The organism is Paenibacillus dendrobii, from assembly GCF_009807035.1.
Lineage (GTDB): Bacteria > Bacillota > Bacilli > Paenibacillales > Paenibacillaceae > Paenibacillus_AQ > Paenibacillus_AQ dendrobii.
Genome location: NZ_WUBI01000001.1, coordinates 1839291 through 1862987, shown reverse-complemented (window position 1 = coordinate 1862987; position 23697 = coordinate 1839291). Strand labels below are relative to the sequence as shown.

Here is a 23697-nt window from a genome sequence, read left to right as displayed (position 1 = left end):
TACCAAAGAGGAGGTGAACCGGATGTCCGATGTATTGGAGCGTGTAAAGCGCATCGTCGTGGATCGTTTGGGTGCTGACGAAGCTGAGGTAACACTGGAAGCATCTTTTAAAGATGATCTTGGTGCTGATTCTCTCGACGTTGTTGAACTAGTCATGGAATTGGAAGACGAATTTGATCTGGAAATCTCTGATGAAGACGCAGAGAAAATTACGACCGTAGGTGAAGTTGTAAACTACATACAATCTCATACCTAAGTCATTTTGATAAGTCCCGTACTGCTCTACAGGCGGGACTTCTCCTCATTTTTAAATGGCAATAACATGAATATATATTTGCATTGGAACAATATCACATTGGTACATGCAGTCGATATAGAGGTGAGTGTATTTGAATCATAGAGTGGTTGTAACCGGAATGGGCGTTGTGACGTCACTCGGCCATGACCTAGACACGTTTTGGAACAACTTAATGGCTGGCAAATCCGGCGTTTCCCGGATCGAATCCTTCGATGTCAGCGAATACCCTACACAAATTGCGGCTTCGATCAAAGACTTCAATCCAGAAGACTATATGGACCGCAAGGATGCACGTAAAATGGACCGGTTCGTCCAGTTGGCGGTGACTGCAGGTAAAGCTGCTCTTGAGAACAGCGGCCTCGACATCCAAAAGGATTCCGATCCCAACCGCGTGGGCGTATCCATTGGTTCGGGTATTGGCGGACTGGGAACATGGGAAGACCAGCATAACATTTTGCTTGAAAAGGGACCCAAGCGCGTAAGCCCTTTCTTTATCCCGATGATGATTGCCAATATGGCCTCTGGCCAATTGTCCATCATGCTTGGAGCGAAAGGTCCGAATACGACGCCGGTAACGGCATGCGCGACAGGCTCGCACGCTATAGGGGACTCTTATAAAATGATCCAGCGAGGCGATGCCGATGTCATGATCTGCGGTGGCGCGGAAGCGACGATCCGACCGACCGGCATGGCTGGTTTTTGTGCAATGCGGGCTATGTCCACACGCAATGATGAACCTGAAAAGGCAAGCCGTCCATTTGATACGGGCCGTGATGGATTTGTTATGGGTGAAGGTGCCGGGATTCTGGTTATCGAATCTCTGGAACACGCCCAAAAACGCGGGGCTCACATTATTGCGGAAGTGCTCGGCTACGGCCTAAGCGGCGACGCTCATCACATGACTGAACCCGATCCGGACGGACCGGCACGATGCATGGCGATGGCGCTGCGCGACGCGGGACTTCAGCCGGAGGACGTGGACTACATCAATGCTCACGGCACTTCGACGCCTGTAGGAGACCGCTCCGAAACCATAGCGATCAAGAAGGCTCTGGGAGATCATGCTTACAAGGTAGCCGTCAGTTCGACGAAGTCCATGACAGGCCATCTTCTTGGTGCCGCAGGCGGCGTAGAAGCAGTCATTTGCGGATTGTCTCTGCAGAATCAAAAAATCGCGCCAACGATCAATTTGGACAATCAGGATCCCGAATGCGATCTGGACTATGTACCGAATAAAGCTCGTGACGCGAAGCTTGACGTTGTTATGTCCAACTCTTTTGGCTTTGGCGGACATAACGCGACGATTATTCTTAAAAAATTCGATGAGTAAGGGGACGATTTGTTGAGTGGAGATCTGAAGCAGTTACAGCAGAAACTTCATATCCAATTTCACAATCGACTGCTGCTGAAACAGGCCTTTACCCACGCTTCTTATGTCAACGAACACCGATTTAGCCAGCAGCAGGATAATGAACGCCTGGAATTTTTGGGCGATGCGGTGCTGGAGCTGACGGTATCCGAATATTTATATCAACTTTTTCCGAACCGTCCTGAAGGTGAGCTGACGAAGCTGCGCGCGGCGATTGTCTGCGAGCCGTCACTCGTGAAATTTGCGGAGAGCCTGGAATTCGGGCAGTACGTATTGCTTGGCAAAGGGGAAGAGCTTACTGGCGGGCGTACGCGCCCTGCTCTGCTTGCGGATGTGTTTGAATCATTCGTCGGCGCTTTGTATCTGGACCAAGGTCTGGAAGCGGCCCGTTCGTTTCTAGAGACATACGTGTTTCCGTTGGTCGAAGCGGGTGGCAATTTGCAGATGAGCGATTTCAAAACTGAGCTGCAGGAACTAACGCAGCATCACAATATGGGCGCTCTGGAATACCGGATTGTGGAAGAACGGGGTCCGGCGCATGAGCGCGAGTTTGTCTCCGAGGTTTATATGGGGAATGAGCGTGTGGGAAGAGGATCGGGCCGCTCCAAAAAAGAAGCTGAGCAGCAGGCTGCTGCAGTCGCATTAAAGCAGCTGAAGCTGGCTGAAATTTGACGGCTCCTGTGTAAATAGTCAAGGACAAACAAAGAGCAAAGAGCAGTCGCGAATGATGAATGGCAGTAGCCTTCAGACTGCTTTTTGCTCTTTCTTCGTTCGGTAGCGGCTAGACTCCTATAAGACGCAGGGTTATGGTATTATAAGGTTTAGAGGTGATTTGGGAAATATGTTTTTGAAGCGGATTGAATTAGCGGGTTTTAAATCGTTTGCCGACAAAACCGAAATGGAGTTTGTCCGCGGCATTACAGCGGTCGTAGGTCCGAATGGCAGCGGCAAAAGCAACATTTCCGACGGCATCCGCTGGGTTCTGGGAGAACAAAGCGCCAAATCGCTGCGTGGCGGGAAGATGGAAGACATTATTTTTGCAGGGAGCGATGCGCGCAAAGCCGTCAATTTCGGTGAAGTGTCGCTGACGCTGGATAATGAAGACCACGCCTTGTCTCTGGATTTCAATGAGGTGACGGTCACGCGCCGGGTGCATCGGAGCGGAGACAGCGAATATTTCATTAACAGACAATCCTGCAGGCTCAAGGATATTACCGAGCTGTTTATGGATACCGGCATTGGCAAGGAAGCGTATTCGATTATTGGACAAGGCCGGATTGAGGAAATTTTAAGTACGCGGTCGGAGGATCGCAGGGGTATTTTCGAAGAAGCATCTGGAATCGTTAAATATAAATCCCGGAAAAAAGATGCGGTTCGCAAGCTCGACGAGACCGAGCAGAATTTGCTTCGCATCCATGACTTGGTGACTGAGCTTGAGGATCAGATTGGTCCATTGAAAGAGCAGTCCGAGAAGGCCAGTCACTACAAACAGCTGCGAGAGCAGCTCAAGAATAAAGAAATTTCGCTGTATGTCTATCAGATCGAGCAAATTCATGCGGCATGGAGCGAGGCGAACGCGAAGCTGGCGGTTCTGCAGGAAGAACAGCTGCAGCTCTCTACGGTCGTATCTGCACATGACGCCAAGCTTGAAAGCGACCGCGCGGCTCTGCGCAAGCTGGAGACGGAAGTCGAGACCTTGCAGGGCGAACTTCTGCAGTATAGCGAGGCCTATGAAAAAAGTGAAGGCTATGCGGAAGTACTGCGCGAACGGAAACGTAACCTGGAGACCAACCGGGAGCAACTTGCGGGTACGCTCAGTGCGGGTGATGAGCGTTTTGAAGACCGGAAGGCAGAAATTGAACTGCTGAAAACGAAGCTGGAGGCTTCGCAGGAGGAACTGAAGCAGCTGAAGGATCATTTGTCTGCTGAGGAATCGAAGCTGATCGGAATTACAGGCGGCATCAGCCAGCAGCAGGAAGAGAGCCTGAAAGGCAACCTTCTGGAGCTGATGAACCAGATGGCCCAAGCACGCAATGAAATCCGGTACACGGATCAGCAGCAGGAAGCGCTGGCCCGCCGGATGAGCCGAGCCGATGAGGAAACCGGCAAGTGGGAAGGCAAAAAGGAAGAGCTGATAGGCAGCAAGCAGCAGTTGGATGCGGCCATCGAGAAGCTCGGTCAGGAGATCCGCGATCTCCGCAGCAGTTACATAACTGAAAGCGAACGCTATCAGTCCTTGCAGCGCCTGCTGGATGAAAGCCAAGGCATGCTCCGCAAGTGGGAACAAAAACGGGAAGCTCAAATTTCCCGTCGTGATACCATGAAAGAAATGGCTGACGATTTTGACGGCTTTATGCTGGGCGTCAAAGAAGTGCTGAAGGCTGCTCGTAAATCTGTCTTGAACGGTGTGCATGGCGCGGTCGCGGATTTGGTTCGCGTGCCCGAGCGGCTGGAGCTCGCCGTAGAAACTGCTTTAGGCGCTTCCCTTCAGCATGTCGTTATGGACAATGAGGCGGTATCCCGTCAGGCGATTGCGTTCCTGAAGCAGCGCCAGCTCGGCAGAGCGACCTTCCTTCCGCTGGATGTCATCCGGGCCCGTAATATTTCATCGGGCGACCGGTCCATGGTCGAAGGCGTAGAGGGTTTTGTCGGTATCGCGGCTGATCTGGTCCAATACGACGCGCTCTATTCTCCGGTCGTCGGAAGTTTGCTCGGAAATGTCATTCTGGCAGAGAGTCTGGAGGTGGCGAACAAAATCGCTGCCCGCTGCCAGTATCGCTACAGAGTCGTTACGCTGGAAGGCGACGTGGTGAATGCGGGCGGTTCCATGACCGGGGGAAGCCAGCATAAGAAAAACAGCAGTCTGCTTGGTCGCAAACGCCAGCTGGATCAGCTCGATCAGGAGATTAAGGACACGGAATTGCAGCTGCATAAGCTGACTCAAAGCATCCACGATGTGAAGGGACAGTTGACCCAAACGCAGGATAAATTGGATGAGCTGAGACAAACCGGCGATGAAAAGCGCATCGAAGAGCAATCGCTCTCCAGTGATTTGAAGCAGCTGGAGCATGAGCTCCGGCATGTTCTGGAGCAGGCTGAAATGGCAGGACAAGAGAAGAAGAGTTTCCATGAGGAAAGTCAGGATCTCCAGAAGACCCGGGATGAGGCTGTGAAAAGACTCGCGCAGCTGGAAGAGGAAGAGAAGTCGACGCACCAGGCGATCCATGCTGCCGAGTTTGCCCGCAAGGCCAGCGAGTCGGCCAAGGAGGAGCTCCAAACCCAGCTGACCCAGCTCAAAGTAAGAGAAGGCAAGCTCGATCAGGAGTGTTTCTCTCTGGAAGAGCAGCTGCGCCGGATGCAGAGCGATTTCAATTCTCAGGATAAGGAGCTGCGGCAGTCGAAGACGCTGCTGGCGTCTATTGAAGCGGATCTCGAGACGAATACGAAAGAATCCATTCAGCAAATTGAGGATTTGAACCGCTACAAGCTGAAGAAGGAGCAGTCATCCGAGCAGCTGGAGTTTAAACGGGCAGCCCGGATGCAGCTTTCGAAGAAGCTGGAGCAGGATGAAAGCGAAACAAAAGAGCAGCGTACACGGCTTAAAGCAGTGGAGGATCAGCTGCGTCAAACCGAGATAGGCGTGAACCGGCTTGACGTGGAGCTGGAGAATATACTCAAGAAGCTGAGCGAAGATTACGAACTGAGCTATGAGCTGGCTAAAATGAGATACCCGATTCCGGATGACGTACCTGCTGTGCAGAGCGAAGTCCGTGAGCTGAAACGCAGCATTACGGCGCTGGGTGACGTGAATCTGGGAGCCATCGAGGAGTATCAGCGTGTCAATGAGCGGTACCAGTTCCTCAGCGAACAGAAGGAAGATCTGGTGGAGGCCAAAACCACGCTCTACGAAGTCATCCGGGAAATGGATGATGAAATGTCCAAACGCTTCAAGGTAACTTTCGATGCTATCCGGCATGAATTCGGCACCGTGTTCGTCAAACTGTTTGGAGGCGGGCGAGCGGATCTGGTGCTGCTTGATCCGGAGCATCTGCTTGAGACGGGGATCGATATCGTAGCTCAGCCCCCAGGGAAAAAGCTGCAAAACCTGCAGCTGCTCTCCGGTGGTGAACGTGCGCTGACAGCGATGGCTCTGCTGTTTGCCATTCTTCAGGTCAAGCCAGTACCATTCTGCGTGCTCGATGAAGTTGAAGCGGCGCTGGATGAAGCGAATGTCGTGCGATTCGCCCAATATTTACGAGAGTTTTCCGAGCAAACGCAGTTTATCGTCGTTACGCACCGTAAAGGTACGATGGAAGAAGCGGATGTTCTGTACGGCGTAACCATGGAAGAGGGAGGGGTATCCAAGCTGGTATCCGTCCGATTGGAAAATGATGAAGCCGAAATAGCATGATCATGATCAACGCGATAGAGATGGAGGAGACATATGAGCTTTTTTAAAAAGCTGAAAGAGAGCATTTCCAGCAAGACGGAATCGGTTACGAGCAAGTTCCGCGACGGACTGGAGAAAACCCGCAAGGGATTTGTCGAGAAAGTAACGGATCTGATGGTCCGCCGCAAGAAAATCGACGAGGAATTCTATGAGGAACTTGAGGAAATTTTGATCGGTGCCGATGTGGGTGTCAACACAGTCATGAACCTGATTGATGACCTGCGTTCTGAGGTGAAAAAGCAGCGGATCGAAGATGCAGCCGAGCTGCAGCCGATCCTCTCGCAAAAGCTGATGGAGCTTCTGCGCGGTGATGATAACAATGCCATTCGCATGAACCCGGATGGTATTACCGTGATTCTGTTCGTCGGGGTTAACGGCGTCGGCAAAACGACGACGATCGGTAAAATGGCCCACCGCTTCAAGCAGGAGGGGAAAAAGGTTCTGCTCGCCGCAGGCGATACCTTCCGTGCGGGAGCCATCGAACAGCTGGAGGTATGGGGTGAACGTGCAGGCGTAGAGGTGATTAAGCAGCATGCTGGATCCGATCCCGCCGCTGTCATGTTTGATGCCGTTCAGGCCGCAAAGCAGCGTCAGGCCGATGTGCTGATTTGCGATACGGCAGGACGGTTGCAGAATAAGTCTAACCTGATGGAAGAGCTGAATAAGATTTTCCGAGTCATCCAGCGGGAAATTCCAGGTGCGCCGCATGAAGTGCTGATGGTGTTGGATGCGACTACGGGCCAAAATGCGCTTAATCAGGCCAAGCTATTCGGCGAGAAGAGCGGCGTTACCGGTCTTGTACTTACCAAGCTTGACGGTACTGCTAAAGGCGGCATTGTAGTAGCGATCCGTCAGGAGCTCAATCTACCGGTGAAATTTGTGGGACTTGGTGAAAAAATGGAGGATCTGCAGCCGTTTGATTCCCAGCAGTTCGTGCATGCGCTATTCGCCGGGCTGATTCAAGAAGAAGAACAAGAACCCGAAACCAATTAATATATCGTTGCCATTATGGGAGTTGGGCAGGCGCTTTGAACCAAGGCGGAATGCGGTCACTTGTACGCATATTTCACTAGAACCGCTTGCTGATCAGGGAATACCCGCTAACCAACGGTGTATGTAAAAAGAAAGCACTGCCTTATCGGCAGTGCTTTTTTTGTTGCGATGCCGGATCAATCCGTTAATATTCGGATGAATTCGATGGAACGGAGCGGAATGAGGGCGACATCTCCCGGCGGACCGTACATGATCGGAGGGATTTTCATCAGCAGGGAAGCTTTATTAACGGATATGAGCGTCCCGACGATCAGATCCCCGGATGTCATGACTTCAACTTCTTCTCCGGTAAAACCTTGAACCAGTTCTTTGAAATTCATGATCGTATCTCCTCCTTCTTCAACAAGTAATAACAACAGAACACTTTCGCGTCACTGGACTGCGTTGATATGGCTGAACGGGATGATCAACAGATCGCCGTTTGCTTCACGGAGTTCCACGGCATCCGTGCCTACAACCAAAATGATTCCTTGCAATGAAGTTCCCGCCGTTTCAATCCGAACCTTCATTCCGATTTTCAGCTTGAGGAAGGCCTCAAGTTCGGGATTCTCCGTCAATCCGGTGAGTAACTGATCCTCGAGTTTTTCCACAAGATCATAGAGAGACTCTAATTGTTTGACTTTTTTCGAAAGCTGGTGGATCTGTTCCTTAAGAAAATGCACTTGCTGAAGTTCTTCCTGAACATGATTCACCTGTTTTTTCAGATGGTGGATCTCGTGTTCCAGATGGTGAAGCTGGTGTTCAAGGTTTCGGATTAATTTAAAGACATGACTGTTCTTCCAAAAAAACCACATCGTCATATCGCCTCCTTTGTTGCTCAATGGTTTGTTTTCTAAAAGGACTCAATTTCTTTTTTTAGTGCTGTAAGCTGCCGCAAGCTCTCAAGCTCTGCTGAGCGGATCGAGGCAACCTGCAGTTTGACTTCGGCAGCACTACGTAGTAAAAATTCATCAACCTTCGTTTTGATCGTTTCGTAAGGCAGCTGATAATCGCAAAAGTATTTCTCCATGCCAAAGGACTCAAGCAGGCTCCATACTTTGTTCATTCGGCTCAGGGCAAATACCGGTTTGCCTGCCCGAAGCGCGGCAATTGCGGGATGCAGCTTATAGGTGATCAGATAGTCCACATGCTGGATATAGTTATAGGTGAGGTCGAGTTCCATCAGCATCGGTAGCGTCTCTGCCGAGGCCTTTCGATCGGTTTCTTTGATTCGTGCCATAAGCTTCTGGCATGTGGAAAGATCGGAATACATGTTGGTCGGGTGATTAATGACAGGGATAAAGAGCAGGTGATACCCCTTTTTCAGAAGATGCTGCGAAAGTCTGACCATATTTTCAAACGGAAAGGAAGGATAGGAGAAGACGCATATTCCAATCGTAGGGCGATTTGAATAGGAGCGTACCGGATAATCCTGTTCTTCATAAGCGAAAGCAATATCCTGGGCATGCTGGACATGTGGATGGAACTTTGCTTTAGCTGCGATATCGGCCGATCTTTTGTCTCGAAATATAGCTTTTTGGGCCTTGCCGATATACTCCCTATAAAGCTCCACCTGGTCTTTCGGCCATGTTTCTTCCGGATATTGATCGACGATGCCGACGCCATAAACCCAGAGCGGATGATGGATAAGTGCCTTCGGGAAGTAGTAGGAGTTAAAGGAATAAGGAGTGATTAAATCGCCGCCACCCACGATCACTCTATCTACTTCTGAAGGATTCATATATCCGTTCCATGGAAAAACGGTATGGCCATCGAATATTTGCTGTAATGTCCGCAAGAACAGATCATCTCCGAAGTTGCCCATGCCGTAATATCCGCATACTGCGATTTTCACGGATTCATTCCTCCTTTGTTACTGAGCATTAGAGACCTTTTTGTTTCAAAACTTCCATAATGACGTTGTGTGCTGCCTCGCCGCGATCCTGCCAGCGATTGAGCCGGGCAAAGGCAACTCTTGCTTCGCGCATTTCCGGATCATCCGGACGGGACAGCGTGTAGCCAAGTTTTTGGATAAAGTCGGTGTGAGAGGTTGCAGTCGTGAGATGAGGCTCCATGCGGATACATTCTGGCAAAGCGGTCGATAAAACAGGCACACCTGCTGCCAGATATTCATAAGCTTTAACAGGATTTGTAGCGAGAGTAATGGGATGATATTGGAAAGGGATGACAGCCACATCAATGTGCTTAAGATAGCTTTTCAGCTCCTGATGGGGTTTTTCGCCTAGAATATGAACGTTGGACAGACGAGTATAGTCGGGAATGTCGCCGTAGGCTGCGCCAATGGATACAAATTGAACATCCGGATAAGCCTTGGCTGCTTTGGCCATCAGTTCATGATCCAGCCAGTAGGCCCATGCGCCGATATAAGCAACGATCTTGCCAGGAGGCAGGTCGCGCGGCCGTTCTGCGGCAGGGATGTTAAAGAATCCTTCGTCAGCTCCGTTTGGGATCAATGTCAGCGGTTTATCCGGATAGGCCAGCGAGAGCCGGGTACGGATATTTTCAGCTGTGCATACCAAATGGTCTGCGGCATCCACCATTTTCGGCTCATATTTCGCCCATTGGGGGAATTCATCGCAGCAGTCATAAATCACTGCATCCGGACGATACAAGGAAGAGAGCCTTGTCCGTTGTTTGGCCCATGTCGTCCAACCGATCACGGGCTGCGATTTTCTCAGATGGCGAAGCTTTTGTCTGACGAAGGCATGATGATCGGTGAACAAGAACACATTAGGCTCGACTTCCACGAGTTCACGGTCCAGCGGAGCCAGATTTTCGAAGAAAACCTGATGCCCTTGAGCTCCCAGTTGGGTGAGAAGCTGTTGCGGTCGCTGCCTCATATAGGTCCAGTTCATCGTTTTGGGGTAGATTATGATTGCCACCGTGTACATACCTCCTTCTCATATCAGAAAGTATAAATTCAGGGGTTCCCGCAAAGCATCCGGATAGACTTCAAAGTTAGGCGTCACTTTGTGGGGGGATTTTGTGAGTCAATGAACAATATATGTTCTGCTGCTCGATTAGATTGGATATAGTTACCACTTTTACTAGATTTGGTGATTAGCCTATATAAAAGATTCTGACCTCGATCTTTCACAAGACAGCCCAGAGCAGCCGGATTTACGGAAGTGGAAAAGGAAGGGGAGGAAAGAGTATAATGATAAGAAAAGAAACAATGAGAGGATTATTCATGGCCAATACGCATACCTATAGCCGGAGAGAAGAAGTGGCAAATGCCATTACGCATGGAATTGGAGCATTGCTCAGCATAGCCGCGCTGGTGCTTCTGATTGTTTTCTCGACAATGAAAGGGACGGCCTGGCATATCGTCAGCTTTTCGGTATATGGAACGACGATGCTGATTCTATACCTCAATTCCACGCTGGTTCACAGTTTTAAAGAGGGCAAGGTTAAGGATTTGTTTGAAATATTCGACCACTCCTCTATTTACTTGTATATTGCCGGTACCTACACACCGTTTATGCTGGTTGCTATCCGCGGTCCGCTGGGCTGGTCCTTGTTCGGTACCGTATGGGGGATCGCTATTCTCGGATGTGTGTTCAAAGCCTTTTTTACAAAACGCTTTCTATTCATGTCCACGATTTTCTATCTTCTGATGGGCTGGATGGTTGTTATTGCCTGGGGACCGCTTACGGCCTCCATCGCGACGGGCGGGATCGTACTGCTCGCGGTAGGTGGACTGCTATACACACTGGGAACCGTTTTTTATGTATGGCGGGGATTTCCTTATCATCACGCGATCTGGCATCTGTTCGTCCTCGGAGGCAGTGTCGTTCACTTTTTCGCCGTACTGGTTTATCTGCTTCCATGGTCATAAAGACTAGATTCCACAAAGACGAAACAACCGGATGCGACACTTGAAGAGTCAATGGAAAGATGACAAGGATAAATGCTTGACATCTTTCTTTGTTTTATGTATGATAATGAACGTTAAAGAAGTGTAAAGTGTTTTTCCTTGACGAAGGGAGTGCCCCTGAATGAGTCAGGAGAATAGACTCGAGAAAACGAATCGAATCAATTTGTTATTCGACTTTTATGAACTACTGCTCACTGAGAAACAGCAGACGTTCCTTAAATATTACTTTCATGATGATTTTTCCCTTGGGGAGATCGCGGCCGAGTTTGAGATCAGCCGACAGGCGGTATACGAACATATCAAACGAGCCGAGCAGGTGCTTGAGCAGTATGAAGAGAAGCTCGGACTTTTAAAAAAGCATGATCAGCGTACGCGGAGACTGGAAAAGCTGCGTGAGCTGGTGAATTCCAGCGCAATGGAGCACGATAAGAAGTCTCATATAAACGAAATTATGGATCAATTGGATGCATGGGAATAAAGCAAATGAAGGAGGTGGCGATCCATGGCATTTGAAGGATTGACTAGCAGGCTGCAGAATGTGTTCAGCAAGCTGCGCGGCAAAGGCAAGGTATCCGAGGATGATGTAAATGAGGCGATGCGCGAGGTGCGTCTTGCCCTCCTGGAAGCTGACGTTAACTTTAAAGTCGTCAAGGATTTCGTTGCCAAGGTGAAGGAGAAAGCCATCGGTACGGATGTGATGGAGAGCTTCACGCCTGGCATGGTGATCATCGATATCGTTAACAAGGAGCTCACGGAGCTCATGGGCGGAAGCCAAGCGAAGCTGTCTAAGGCGAACAAGCCGCCAACTGTCATTATGATGGTCGGTCTGCAAGGCGCTGGTAAGACCACAACTTCCGGTAAGCTGGCGAAGATGCTGCAGAAGCAAAACCACCGTCCGCTGCTCGTTGCAGGCGATATTTACCGTCCGGCAGCTATCAAGCAGCTGCAGGTGCTGGGGGAGCAGATCAATGTTCCCGTCTTCTCGCTGGGTGACAAGACAAGCCCGGTTGAGATTGCCAAGCAGAGCTTGCAGCATGCGAAAGAGAACGGAAATGACTATCTGATTGTCGATACCGCAGGCCGTCTTCATGTCGATGAAGAGCTCATGGAAGAGTTGCGGCAAATCCACAGCGAGATTAAGCCCGATGAAGTTCTCCTCGTTGTAGATGCGATGACAGGTCAGGATGCCGTCAATGTGGCGGATACCTTTAACAAACAGCTTGAGCTGACAGGCGTCGTGCTCACCAAGCTCGATGGCGATACCCGCGGCGGTGCTGCATTGTCCGTCAAAGCTGTAACAGGTTGCCCGATCAAATTCGCCGCTCTGGGCGAGAAGATCGATGCGCTTGAGCCTTTCCATCCGGAACGGATGGCTTCGCGGATTCTCGGCATGGGCGATATGCTGTCCTTGATTGAAAAGGCTCAGTCTAATATCGACACCGAGAAAGCCAAGGAAATGGAACGGAAAATGCGCAATGCGGAATTTACGTTCGATGATTTCCTGGAACAAATGGAGCAGGTTAAGAAGCTGGGGCCAATCGATCAGATTATGGATATGATTCCCGGCATGGGCAAGCTGAAGCAAACGAAGGACCTGAAGGTTGACGAGAAGCAAATGGGACGGATTGAAGCCATTGTTCAATCCATGACCAAGACGGAAAAACAGAGCCCGGACATCATCAACCATAACCGCCGCAAGCGGATTGCGACAGGCAGCGGTACCTCGTTGGCCGAGGTTAACCGACTGATCAAGCAATTTGATGAAATGCGCCGGATGATGAAGCAATTTTCCGATATGATGGGTCCGAAAGGTCCCAAGGGCAAAGCCTTGAAGCAGCTTAAAGGATTAGCCGGCAAAGGCGGAATGAAATTCCCGTTCCGTTAAAAGCCTGGGAATATATCATGTAAGCCATCATTAATCTTATTTTATTGAAGGAGGTGAATTTCGTGGCAGTACGTATTCGTCTGAAACGCATGGGTGCTCATAAAGCTCCTTTCTACCGTATCGTGGTATCGGATTCCCGTTCCCCGCGTGACGGCCGTTTTATCGAAGAAATCGGTTACTACAACCCGGTTCAACAACCGGCTGAAGTTAAAATCGATGAAGATAAAGCTCTTGCATGGCTCCAAAATGGTGCACAAGCTTCCGACACTGTTCGCAACTTGCTTAGCAAAGCGGGCGTAATGAAGAAGTTCCATGAGTCTAAGCAACAGAAATAATGACTGATTGTGAGGGTTATCTATGGAAGAATTAGTTGGAGTTATTGCTAAGGCTTTAGTGGATCATCCCGAAGATGTGATCGTGAAGAAGGTGGAGAAAGACCACCTGGTTGTCTATGAGCTTACCGTACATCCTGATGATGTGGGTAAGGTTATCGGGAAGCAGGGACGGATCGCCAAAGCGCTTCGCACGGTCGTGACTTCTGCAGCAGTCAAAATGGATAAACGCGTAACCGTGGATATTATATCTTAAAGGTATACGGAGGGGGTTAGGATGTATTTCCTAGCCCTTTTTTGAAGATTATAGAATGTTCCGCTTTAGGCAGGACGTTCTATAATCGCAAAAAAAACTACCGTCAACAGCGGTCCATCACCTCTGATTATACGTCGACAGACGTTTTTTTTATATATAAAGGAAGAGACAGGAATCATACTGTCTCATAGATGAGCATCTTATAAATGCCGCTGCCAATGATGGGGTGTGCGTTTTTGTTGTCTAGTCCGCAGGGGCTGCGCAAGTAGCGATGAAGAGCCAGGAGGAAACTATGCCGCAACAACTAATGAACGTAGGCAAGATTGTAAATACGCATGGAATTAAAGGGGAAATCAAGGTGTTGCCCCATACGGACTTTCCGGAGATCCGCTTCGCCAAGGATAGCGAGCTCCTGATTGTGCCCGCAGATGGCAAGGCACCGCTGCCTGTAACCGTACAATCATCCAGATTTCATAAGAACATGTACATTGTGAAGCTGGAAGGTTATGAGCATATTAATGAGGTGGAGAAGTTTAAGGGAAGTATGTTGAAGGTCACTCAGGATGACTTGGTGGAATTGCCCGATGACGAGTATTATTTCCATCAGATTGTCGGCTGCCATGTCGTGACTGATGAAGATAAGGACCTTGGCGTGATTACCGAAATTCTTACACCAGGTGCAAACGATGTATGGGTCGTTAAGTCGTCCGATGGAAAAAGCATTCTTATTCCATATATTGATGATGTCGTGCTGGATGTCAACGTGAAGGATAAGAAGGTACGGGTGCATCTGATGGAAGGACTGCTGTAACATGATGAAAGTAGATGTGCTGACGCTGTTCCCGGAAATGATGGATGGCGTATTCCGTTCGAGTATACTCGGAAAAGCTCAAGAAAAAGGCATTGTAAGCCTGAATGCCGTTAATTTCCGGGATTATTCGGGTAACAAACATGGTACGGTGGATGATACCCCTTACGGCGGCGGAGGCGGAATGGTGCTGAAGCCGGATCCGATTTTTGCTGCCGTGGAGGATTTGCTGTCCCAGAGCTCCGCAGCGCCCAGAGTCATTTTAATGTGTCCGCAAGGGGAGACGTTCACACAGCAGAAAGCGGAGGAGCTTTCGTCGGAGGAGCATCTGATCTTCATCTGCGGGCATTATGAGGGGTACGATGAACGGATTCGGGAACATTTGGTCACGGATGAACTGTCGATCGGCGACTATGTGCTCACGGGCGGCGAACTGCCTGCAATGGTTGCCATTGATTCTGTAGTAAGGCTGCTGCCTGGCGTACTAGGAAATGAATCCTCTGCCATTACGGATTCCTTCAGCACAGGTCTGCTCGAGTATCCGCATTATACCCGGCCAGCCGAATTCAGAGGCTTTAAGGTACCTGATATTCTGCTGAGCGGACATCATGCCAATATTGAGGTGTGGCGGCGGGAACAGGCTTTAAAACGTACGCTTCAGCGTCGCCCGGATATGCTGGATAAGGCTGTGTTGACGGATCAGGACTTCAAGATTATTCAACGACTCAAACAAGAGCAGCAGGAAGACGGCAGTTAAACCGAATTTTCTGCTGCAAACTATGATGACCAACTAAGGAGGATACCTATGGATTACAAAGTTTATTTTCAAGACAATCGAGACAAGCATTTGAATGAATTGAAGGAATGGTTATCGATTCCAAGCATATCGGCTCTATCCGAGCACAAACCGGATGTGAAAAAGGCCGCCGAGTGGCTTGCAGATACGATGACCCGCGCCGGGCTTGAAAATATCAAGATCCACGAAACCAAAGGACATCCAATCGTATATGCCGATTATCTGCATGCTGAAGGCAAGCCGACAGTTCTTGTATATGGCCATTATGACGTACAGCCTGTCGATCCGCTCAATTTGTGGAAGACACCTCCGTTTGAGCCGGATATTCGTGATGGTAAATTGTTTGCCAGAGGCGCAACGGATGACAAAGGCCAGCTGTTCTTACATATCAAAGCGGTGGAAGCAATCCTTTCCCAGGAAAAGGAACTGCCTGTGAATATCAAGTTCTGCATCGAGGGTGAAGAAGAAGTATCGAGTCCGAACCTGCCGGGCTTCCTTGAAGCCAATCAGGATATGTTGAAGTCTGATGTGGTCCTCATCTCCGACACCTCGCTGCTGGAAAAAGGAAGACCTGCGATTTGTACCGGTCTCCGTGGTCTTTGCTCGCTGGAAGTTGCACTGCACACGGCTAATACTGACCTGCACTCGGGATCTTACGGCGGAGGCGTTCCGAACGCCTTGCATGCAATGGTCAGCCTGCTGAATTCCCTTCATGATGAGAATGGACGCGTCAGCGTGGAAGGCTTCTATAAAGGCGTGCTTGAATTGACTCCGGAAGACCGGGAAGAATTCAAAAAGCAGTCCATTGATGAAAACAAGCTGAAGCAAGATCTGGGACTGGACGCGCTGTTCGGCGAAGAAGGATTCACGTTTGTCGAAAGAACCGGGGCACGTCCAACCCTCGAGCTTAATGGCGTGTACGGCGGTTTCCAAGGGGAAGGCAGCAAAACGGTCATTCCGAAGGAAGCTCACGCGAAAATTACCTGCCGCCTGGTTGGACATCAGGATCCGCAGGATATTCTCGACAAGATCGAAAAGCACATCAACAGCCATGTACCAACCGGTGCGAAGGTAACCGTCGTGCAGATGGAAAAAGGGAATCCGTTTACGATCGATCCATCTACGCCGATTCTGCAAAAGGCTGCTGATGCCTATGAGCATGTATACGGCACGCGCCCGGTATTTACCCGCGACGGCGGTTCGATTCCGATCGTGGAGACCTTCTCGCGCGTCCTTGAGGCTCCTGTAGTTTGCATGGGCTTTGGACTTCCGGATGAGAATCTCCATGCTCCAAATGAACATTTCAACCTGGAGAACTTCGATCAAGGCCTGCTGACGATCGTGGATTTCCTTCGAAGAGTTTAATATCCTTTGCCAATAGAACTGCCGGCTTGCATGGGGATTTCCCTCGCAGCCGGCAGTTTGTTTTTTTTGTTAATTTCTCGCAAAAGGTTGATGCCGCCCAGGATTTAAAATATAATTTCCTTAGATGAAATAAAATTTTATTGTGATTAATATTATCTGAAATATTTATTCTAACTTCCGGGAGGGCTTATCGTGAATATTATTCCATTGAACGAGGATTGGCTGGCACCCATGTGCGAGCTGTGGAACCAGGAGCTCGGAGACGATTTTCCGATGCGCGAGCAGTTGATGCGGCAAAATACATTTCAGGATGAGAACGTTTACCTCGAGGGTTCGAAACTAGCTGTCGAGGACGGAAGTCTTCTGGGGTTTGTGATCGCGAAAAAATGGCAGGAACAGCAGCGGGAAATGCACCTTGGTGACGGCGGAGGATGGATTCAGGCTATTCTGGTGCGGAGTGATGCTAGAGGGAAAGGGATAGGCAGCCGTTTGCTGGAGCAGGCCGAACAGGCTCTCAAGGATGCAGGTGCGGAACTGGCTTACATCGGAAGAGATCCATGGCACTACATTCCGGGGATTCCGAAAGCGTTCCCAGAAGCAAAGGCATGGCTGGAGCGCAGGGGTTATGAGGTGCTCTACGAGGTGTTTGACCTCGTTAACCAAACCGGAGCCGGAGATGCTGCGCGCCAGGAATACGTTGAAGGCGCTCATTCCCGTTTATTGGAAGAGAAAGACCGGGAAGAAATGCTGCGTTTCTTCAAACGCTGTTTCCCTGGACGTTGGTATTACGAAGCGCAATGCTATTGGGAGCGCGGCGGCAAAGGTCGTGAGTTCCTGGGATTGTTTTTGGGGGAAGAAATGATTGGATTTTGCCGAGTGAATGATGGAGAGTCCCCGCTGATCGCTCAAAATACCTACTGGGCACCTTTATTTGATGGCCCGCTTGGAGGTATCGGACCGCTGGGCGTAGATAACCGCTTTCGCGGCAAGGGCTACGGATTGGCAATTGTTAAGGATGGCGTGGCTGAGCTGGCCAGCCGGGGGGTAAAAAACCTGGTCATTGACTGGACAGAATTGGTTGATTTCTATGCCAAAATGGGCTTTACCGTGTGGAAAGGCTATGACCTCGCCAAAAAGACATTGAAATAGGGTCTCAGGGTTTTATCCAGAGATTGCATGTATACTTGCATAAGGAAATCTACAGTGTACAATATATGCAGCGACTGGGGAGGAAAAGCCGATGGGAATACTTAAATCCATATGGAGATTTTTTGTACCTAGAGAACGAACGCTCATTTTCACATCTTTCAATTCAGATGAATTTGTAAGAATGAAGAACAAGCTGATTCAAAGCGGGATTCCGCATCGGTCCAAAATCACGAACTGGGCTAATGACCACGGTGGTGGCCTTCAACCCAGGCGTATGCAATATGACATTTACGTAGCCAGTGAAGATGAGAATAACGCAGTCGGCACTGCGGATGCCAAATAACACAAAAAAAGAATCCCTTTAGCGGGATTCTTTTTTTTGTGTCGTGCTGGACTTACTGATCGGTCGTTTTGGCAATCGTCGTAAAAATATCGTATTTGAACTGATCGGGATTTTTACGAGAGTGATGCTCATCCACAAACTGATTAATCCACTCAATGAATTTCTTGGCTTCCTCTTCCGTCAAATAGACCTCGGAGTTTGTCAGGTTGCCGTAAGGCTTATCATTGCTCTGGGCCGTAAGGAATTTCTTTTTGTTATCATCATACAGATCGGAAAGAAGTTTTTGAGTTTCCGAAATGAATATCTTCTTCGCAGCCTCGTCTGCGCCATCATCGCGTTTAATGCGAACTGCGCCCTTGAACGATTCGTAATATTTGGCGTTAATACCATTGATTTCTTTCGTACTGACGATATGGATCAGGCCGATGCTTTCAAGTTTTTTGGCATGGTAGTATACCTTTGCCGGGACCTCACCCATTGCGTCGGCGATTTCTTTGATGGTCGCCGGGTGGTCCATTCGTTGGAAATGGCTTAATATTTTCATCCGGTAAGGATCAGAATATATTCGTATTTCTTCAATCGTACTAAGTTCCTTCGTCTCCAATACAAACGCACCTCGTCATTTCTTGCATTTACGATCACCGGACGTTGCCAATATCAAATCACGGCTTCCATCACTTCCATCAGCAAACAAAGAGAATAGGTTTATGGACCATTCCCGGAAGGCTAAATTTCGATTTGGAAATATCCAGTTAATAAGCCTATTATAAGGCCCGAAGAGATAAAGCACAAAAGAATGTTTCTTGAATTCGCCATTTATAAGCTCATGAAGCTCTTTTGTGTCAGAAGCACAAGCCCCGGGATGATCATGAAAAGTCCAAAGATCAGGAATATGAAATTAGCGCTCATAAAGGTGCCTGCGAAGCCGGCGATAACGCCGCCAAGCGGAACGGTACAGGTACTGAGCATGTTCGACAATGCTCCGATGCGGCCAAGCATCTCGCGTGGCGTTACTTCCATCATGTATGTCGAAATCGGCGTGCTTACGAACGATACGGCGAACCCCATCCCGAAGCAGAATAGCGTTGCCACGTACAGGGGATAAAGAGTGAACAGGGATGGGACATACAACAGGCTATAGGTGACGCCAAGCAGCAGGAATCCGAATACAATCAATGAGCTTTTTTTATAGCGTGCCCCCTTCTGACTGATCCAGATTCCGCTGAGAATCATGCCAATGACGAGACTGATCCCGAGCAGGCTAAGTCCAAAAGGGCCGGAGTGAAGTATTTCTTTTACATAAACGGGCTGCAGAACGTTCCATGGAGCAAGGCACAAGTTGACGAATGCGGCCGCGAACATGGTCAGCAGAATGAGACGTTCTTTTTTGACGAATTGCAGACCGGATAAAAACTCTTTCCAGTAAGAGGTTCTCTTATGGGCTGGAGGCATATCGGTGTGTATAACGGCAGGCTGATCTTCCGGTTTCAAACGAATCCACAGAAACAAAAAAGCAGCGATGAAAAAGGTAGCCGCATCAATAATCATGGAACCGGAAATACCGACCAGCGCGATTATTCCGCCGGCAGCGGCCATTCCGCCAAGCTCTGCGGTCCGGGCGACAGAGGAAGTGATCGAATTTCCTGTCAGAAGCAGTTCTTTGGGGAGGAGGCGAGGCACGAGAGACATTTCGGCAGGCGTTGAGAAGCATTCAAAAGATGAGTTGATAAAAGTGAAAACGAATAAATGCCATGGCTGCAGAGAACCCGTAAAATATAACAGCGCAGTTAGCATGACCATGATGCCGCGGCCGGCATTGGCGAGAATGACGATCTTCTTCTTGGACCAACGATCAACCAAGACGCCAGTGAACAGGCTGAATGCAATTCCGGGAATAAAGTTAAGAGCGAACAATGTGCCCATTAGCACCTCAGAGCCCGTAAGGACATAAACCATCCAGCTGTAGGCAATGGAATCGATGGAATCCCCGAAGCGGGAGATGATCTTAGCGGCCATCATAATCAGATAAGACCTGTGTGCGCTTAATTCACGAATACCTTGCCGTGGCTGGGCTTGAACCAGAACCGTTTCACTCATTCAAGACAACTCCGTTCAATATTTATTAACGTTAAAAATAATTTAACGATAAATTTATTTTATTTATATTTGATTGAATTGCAATAGGTTTTTCGGTAAACGTCAAAATTTTTTTGACGATGAAAACTGTTTTTAATAACTTGGAGAGATTGCGAGCTTTAACGATAGGGCAAATCGAAATTTCTGAAGGAATTTCCATATCCATGGCTTGTTCAGTTAGATGTTGCAAAGCATTACGCATATGTGCTACAATTAACGCTGTTGTGTGGAATACGGTGGTCCGCTGCGGATGATGAAGGAGAACAGAGGGTTTTCCGGAAGAGGCAAGAACACCTGTACGGAAGGAGGGAGTCCTAGATGAATATCCTACAAGCGATCACTCAAGAACAGCTTCGTAAAGATATCCCAAGTTTTCGTCCTGGCGACACTTTAAAAGTGCACGTTAAGGTAATCGAGGGATCTCGCGAACGTATTCAGTTGTTCGAAGGTGTAGTAATTAAACGTCGCGGTGGCGGAATCAGTGAGACTTTTACGGTTCGTAAAATTTCTTACGGTGTTGGTGTGGAAAGAACTTTCCCAATCAACTCGCCAAAAATCGAGAAAATCGAAGTGGCTCGCCGTGGTAAAGTGCGTCGTGCGAAGCTTTATTATCTTCGTGAACTTCGCGGTAAAGCAGCGAGAATTAAAGAAATTCGCCGTTAATAAACGGACAACGTGGGAGGGCTTGATTTCAAGCCCTTTTCGTTTTAGGATAAGAATTGTTATCGGCTCCGTTTAGGAGCTTTTCTTTTCGGCAAAAAATGAAAAAAATACGTGCACACGCAGATGATACGAGGAGAGGGCGGTGAAGTATGCAGCAGGACATTCAGAATGATGGGGTGGAACTTGGGGAGCAGGATCGTAAACCACCCAAAAAAGCAAAAAATGAAGTAGTAGAATGGCTTAAGGCGATTGTGATAGCTCTAATTCTGGTGGCTCTCATTCGCTGGCTTCTCTTTAAACCGTTCATCGTGGACGGGCCGTCGATGCAGCCTAATTTCCATACGGGAGAGCGGCTGATCGTCAATGAAATTTTGTATGATATACGGTCACCGCAACGCGGGGAAGTCATTGTATTCCATGTTCCATCCGAAGGCAAGGACTTCATTAAGCGGGTTATCGCCGTTGCAGGCGATACGGTGAAGGTGGAAGGCGACACGGTAACGGTTAACGGTAAGCCTGTCAACGAAACCTACATACAGGGCGCCATGGATCAGAAACATAAAGAAGGCCAGTTGTATAACGACAAAGATTTCCCTAATAGCGCTTTTCCTGACGGAAAGGTTCCTGAGGGACATGTGTTCGTGATGGGGGATAACCGCTCCGACAGTACGGACAGCCGGATGATTGGATATGTTCCGCTAGGCGACATCGTCGGACGTGCGGATTTGATTTTTTGGCCGGTTAAGGACGTACATTTGATTAAACATTAAACAATCCACCGATGCAGCGGCTGGTTGTAGGCAAAAATGAGGTGATGACGGTGACGATTCAATGGTTTCCTGGTCATATGACCAGAGCGCGCCGCCAAATACAGGAAAAGCTGAAGCTGATAGATGTGGTCATCGAGTTAATCGATGCCCGCCTTCCGCTGTCCAGCCGCAATCCGATGATTGACGAAATATTGCAGGGCAAACCGCGGCTCATCATTATGAATAAGGCGGATCTTGCGGATCCTTCGGTCACAAAAGAGTGGCAGGAGTATTTCAAGGAGCTGGGACAAACGGCTTTCCCGGTAGATGCTTCCACCGGAACCGGCGTAAAGGATATTCCGGGACAGCTTAAGCTGCTCCTAAAAGAGAAGATTGATCGGCAGATTGCAAAGGGCATCAATCCGAGAGCCATCCGCGCGCTGATTGTAGGAATTCCGAATGTCGGCAAATCCACGTTGATTAACCGTTTGGCCGGCAGGAGCATCGCTGCTACAGGCGATCGTCCGGGCGTGACCAAAGGGCAGCAGTGGATTAAGGTGGGCGGCGAGATCGAACTTCTGGATACACCGGGTATTCTGTGGCCCAAGTTCGAAGATCAGAATGTGGGCTACAAGCTGGCTGTGACCGGTGCGATCAAGGAAGAGATACTGAATGCTGAAGATATCGCCTTTTTCGCCGTGAAATATCTGGTGAGCTACTACTGGGATGCCTTCAGGGATCGGTTTGAGCTGGAAGACAGCACTCCGCATAATCCGGACGAAAGCGATGAGATCGTGGCTATTATGGAAGCGGTAGGCCGCAAACGCGGTTGCCTGATCAGCGGAGGAAGGGTAGATCTTGAAAAGGCCTCCCGTACGCTGCTGAGGGAACTGCGCGCCGGAAAAATGGGACGTTTCTCCATGGAGTCCCCATATTAATCGGCATGCAATTAAAAGTTCTATCTAAAGGTTCATCCTATGGAATCGCATAGATGATATGTATAAGAAAGCCGCCGACAGGCGGCTTTTTTGCTATGCCGGGAATATGTTTATTCATGGGAAAGGACAAGATATAGTCAATGTGCATATAGGGTGACCTATCAAAATTGAAAATATTATGGTTGATCATGCTTCTATATATTGGAGCAGGAGGTGAAGGAACATATCAATCCATGACATTGGTAAATAAAAACAAATGGAAGAATGGGGGGGAATCAAGAAGCAGAAATGGCTAATAACGTCGGGGGTTTCAATGAAACAATCCGTCGATCTAGTCCGGCATGCGGCGGTCCATACCTTTAAACGCGGTACCGATGACGTTTGATACAGTTACGAGCCTTTCGATAATTAACTCGTGACCACCGGAAAAAGACAAGTCGCAGATCATGGTTCACTAGCAGAAACTCCTGGAAAAGCCATGCAGCATGTCCCCGGATCAAGTATAATGTTCTGAGCAGTAAGCTGCGCGGACAGGGAATGAAGTCCGGGGAGAGCTAGGAGGAACAACATGACAGACTTGTTAATGCACGAAAAAGAATGCTGGTCACAATCTTATCAATGGATTGCAGGAATAGACGAAGTTGGGCGGGGTTGCTTATTCGGGGATGTGGTCGCTGCCGCCGTTATTCTGCCTGTTGGCTTGGTGCTGGAAGGCGTAGACGATTCCAAAAAGCTGAGCGAAAAGAAACGTGAAGCGCTGTATGAACTGATTACCGAGCAGGCGGTTGCCATCTCCGTCGGTTATGTCGATGCCGAGACGATTGACAGAATTAATATTAAGCAGGCAGCAAGGCTTGCGATGCAAAAAGCGGTTCTAGGACTGCCGGTGGCCGCCGATTATCTTCTCGTCGATGCGGAGAAAGTTGACGTAGAGATTCCGCAGCTGTCCATCATCAAAGGGGACGCCACCAGCCAAAGCATTGCGGCTGCTTCGATAATCGCCAAGGTAACGAGGGACAGGCTTTGTAAGGGGGAATGGGAGGCACGTTATCCCGAATATGGTATTGCGATACATAAAGGTTATGCAACCAAGCTTCATCGGGAGCAGATCCTGGCACTGGGACCCACCCCGATGCACCGCAAAAGCTTCCTGAAGAATCTGGAGGTCGTTCAGGAAACCTTGTTCTAGGGCACTTCTTCACTGCCGTGAGGCAGGTGCCGATATAAAGA

The 23697-nt window shown here is 49.1% G+C and carries 25 protein-coding genes; 19 read left to right on the top strand and 6 right to left on the bottom strand.

Annotated features, from left to right (window positions below; translation table 11 throughout):
• Positions 1–22 precede the first annotated feature (22 nt).
• The 5 genes from acpP to ftsY all read left to right on the top strand — a co-directional run bounded on the left by acpP (position 23) and on the right by ftsY (position 7110).
• Positions 23–256, top strand: coding sequence for an acyl carrier protein (gene acpP, locus GRF59_RS08110; RefSeq protein WP_019638123.1), 234 nt, complete (start codon positions 23–25; stop codon positions 254–256).
• A gap of 133 nt (positions 257–389) precedes the next feature.
• Positions 390–1628 (top strand): beta-ketoacyl-ACP synthase II, encoded by a 1239-nt coding sequence (gene fabF, locus GRF59_RS08105; RefSeq protein WP_160497080.1) that lies wholly within the window; start codon positions 390–392, stop codon positions 1626–1628.
• A gap of 12 nt (positions 1629–1640) precedes the next feature.
• The gene (gene rnc / locus GRF59_RS08100; protein ID WP_160497079.1) at positions 1641–2339 is read left to right on the top strand and encodes a ribonuclease III; all 699 of its coding nucleotides are present in this window, start codon (positions 1641–1643) and stop codon (positions 2337–2339) included.
• Positions 2340–2508: 169 nt separating this feature from the next.
• Positions 2509–6078: a chromosome segregation protein SMC gene (gene smc / locus GRF59_RS08095; protein ID WP_160497078.1), complete on the top strand. Its 3570-nt coding sequence runs from the start codon at positions 2509–2511 to the stop codon at positions 6076–6078.
• 33 nt (positions 6079–6111) lie between these two features.
• The gene (gene ftsY, locus GRF59_RS08090; protein WP_160497077.1) at positions 6112–7110 is read left to right on the top strand and encodes a signal recognition particle-docking protein FtsY; all 999 of its coding nucleotides are present in this window, start codon (positions 6112–6114) and stop codon (positions 7108–7110) included.
• Between the two features lie 176 nt (positions 7111–7286).
• Here ftsY and GRF59_RS08085 read toward each other — a convergent pair whose 3' ends face one another.
• Genes GRF59_RS08085 through GRF59_RS08070 form a run of 4 tightly spaced genes read right to left on the bottom strand, consistent with a single transcriptional unit; the run spans position 7287 to position 10052 of the window.
• Complete coding sequence (locus GRF59_RS08085) at positions 7287–7490, bottom strand: hypothetical protein (RefSeq protein ID WP_160497076.1); 204 nt, start codon at positions 7488–7490, stop codon at positions 7287–7289.
• 51 nt (positions 7491–7541) lie between these two features.
• Positions 7542–7964 carry a hypothetical protein gene (locus tag GRF59_RS08080; protein ID WP_160497075.1) on the bottom strand — a complete coding sequence of 141 codons (423 nt, stop codon included), beginning with the start codon at positions 7962–7964 and terminating at the stop codon, positions 7542–7544.
• 38 nt (positions 7965–8002) lie between these two features.
• Entirely contained in the window at positions 8003–9004 is a 1002-nt protein-coding gene (locus GRF59_RS08075) for a polysaccharide pyruvyl transferase family protein (protein ID WP_160497074.1), read from the bottom strand.
• Between the two features lie 28 nt (positions 9005–9032).
• Positions 9033–10052 (bottom strand): glycosyltransferase, encoded by a 1020-nt coding sequence (locus GRF59_RS08070; RefSeq protein WP_160497073.1) that lies wholly within the window; start codon positions 10050–10052, stop codon positions 9033–9035.
• A gap of 308 nt (positions 10053–10360) precedes the next feature.
• Between GRF59_RS08070 and trhA the strand changes: the two genes are divergently transcribed.
• The 10 genes from trhA (at position 10361) to GRF59_RS08020 (ending at position 17981) form a co-directional block, all read left to right on the top strand.
• Entirely contained in the window at positions 10361–11008 is a 648-nt protein-coding gene (trhA, locus tag GRF59_RS08065; RefSeq protein ID WP_160498189.1) for a PAQR family membrane homeostasis protein TrhA, read from the top strand.
• Between the two features lie 160 nt (positions 11009–11168).
• Complete coding sequence (locus tag GRF59_RS08060) at positions 11169–11525, top strand: putative DNA-binding protein (RefSeq protein WP_160497072.1); 357 nt, start codon at positions 11169–11171, stop codon at positions 11523–11525.
• Between the two features lie 24 nt (positions 11526–11549).
• Positions 11550–12932 carry a signal recognition particle protein gene (gene ffh, locus GRF59_RS08055; protein ID WP_160497071.1) on the top strand — a complete coding sequence of 461 codons (1383 nt, stop codon included), beginning with the start codon at positions 11550–11552 and terminating at the stop codon, positions 12930–12932.
• A gap of 62 nt (positions 12933–12994) precedes the next feature.
• Positions 12995–13267: a 30S ribosomal protein S16 gene (rpsP, locus tag GRF59_RS08050; RefSeq protein WP_127599456.1), complete on the top strand. Its 273-nt coding sequence runs from the start codon at positions 12995–12997 to the stop codon at positions 13265–13267.
• Between the two features lie 22 nt (positions 13268–13289).
• Positions 13290–13520: a KH domain-containing protein gene (locus GRF59_RS08045; protein ID WP_160497070.1), complete on the top strand. Its 231-nt coding sequence runs from the start codon at positions 13290–13292 to the stop codon at positions 13518–13520.
• Between the two features lie 292 nt (positions 13521–13812).
• A complete protein-coding gene (gene rimM / locus GRF59_RS08040; protein ID WP_160497069.1) occupies positions 13813–14331 on the top strand; it encodes a ribosome maturation factor RimM in 519 nt (172 codons plus the stop codon).
• A 4-nt stretch (positions 14332–14335) separates the two neighbouring features.
• Positions 14336–15085: a tRNA (guanosine(37)-N1)-methyltransferase TrmD gene (gene trmD / locus GRF59_RS08035; RefSeq protein ID WP_160498188.1), complete on the top strand. Its 750-nt coding sequence runs from the start codon at positions 14336–14338 to the stop codon at positions 15083–15085.
• Between the two features lie 48 nt (positions 15086–15133).
• Entirely contained in the window at positions 15134–16489 is a 1356-nt protein-coding gene (locus tag GRF59_RS08030; protein ID WP_202128513.1) for a dipeptidase, read from the top strand.
• A gap of 192 nt (positions 16490–16681) precedes the next feature.
• A complete protein-coding gene (locus tag GRF59_RS08025; protein WP_160497068.1) occupies positions 16682–17638 on the top strand; it encodes a GNAT family N-acetyltransferase in 957 nt (318 codons plus the stop codon).
• 91 nt (positions 17639–17729) lie between these two features.
• The gene (locus tag GRF59_RS08020) at positions 17730–17981 is read left to right on the top strand and encodes a hypothetical protein (protein ID WP_160497067.1); all 252 of its coding nucleotides are present in this window, start codon (positions 17730–17732) and stop codon (positions 17979–17981) included.
• A gap of 52 nt (positions 17982–18033) precedes the next feature.
• On the opposite strand, the gene GRF59_RS08015 is transcribed toward GRF59_RS08020, so the two are convergent.
• Positions 18034–18585 carry an ArsR/SmtB family transcription factor gene (locus GRF59_RS08015; RefSeq protein WP_160497066.1) on the bottom strand — a complete coding sequence of 184 codons (552 nt, stop codon included), beginning with the start codon at positions 18583–18585 and terminating at the stop codon, positions 18034–18036.
• Positions 18586–18797: 212 nt separating this feature from the next.
• A complete protein-coding gene (locus GRF59_RS08010) occupies positions 18798–20078 on the bottom strand; it encodes an MFS transporter (RefSeq protein ID WP_160497065.1) in 1281 nt (426 codons plus the stop codon).
• Between the two features lie 357 nt (positions 20079–20435).
• On the opposite strand from GRF59_RS08010, the gene rplS reads away from it, so the two are divergent.
• From rplS to GRF59_RS07990, 4 genes are all read left to right on the top strand, one after another.
• Positions 20436–20780 (top strand): 50S ribosomal protein L19, encoded by a 345-nt coding sequence (gene rplS, locus GRF59_RS08005; RefSeq protein WP_127599436.1) that lies wholly within the window; start codon positions 20436–20438, stop codon positions 20778–20780.
• Between the two features lie 149 nt (positions 20781–20929).
• Positions 20930–21550 (top strand): signal peptidase I, encoded by a 621-nt coding sequence (gene lepB, locus GRF59_RS08000; protein ID WP_160497064.1) that lies wholly within the window; start codon positions 20930–20932, stop codon positions 21548–21550.
• A 50-nt stretch (positions 21551–21600) separates the two neighbouring features.
• Positions 21601–22467: a ribosome biogenesis GTPase YlqF gene (gene ylqF, locus GRF59_RS07995; protein WP_160498186.1), complete on the top strand. Its 867-nt coding sequence runs from the start codon at positions 21601–21603 to the stop codon at positions 22465–22467.
• Between the two features lie 568 nt (positions 22468–23035).
• A complete protein-coding gene (locus GRF59_RS07990) occupies positions 23036–23656 on the top strand; it encodes a ribonuclease HII (protein WP_160497063.1) in 621 nt (206 codons plus the stop codon).
• The last annotated feature ends 41 nt before the right edge of the window (positions 23657–23697 follow it).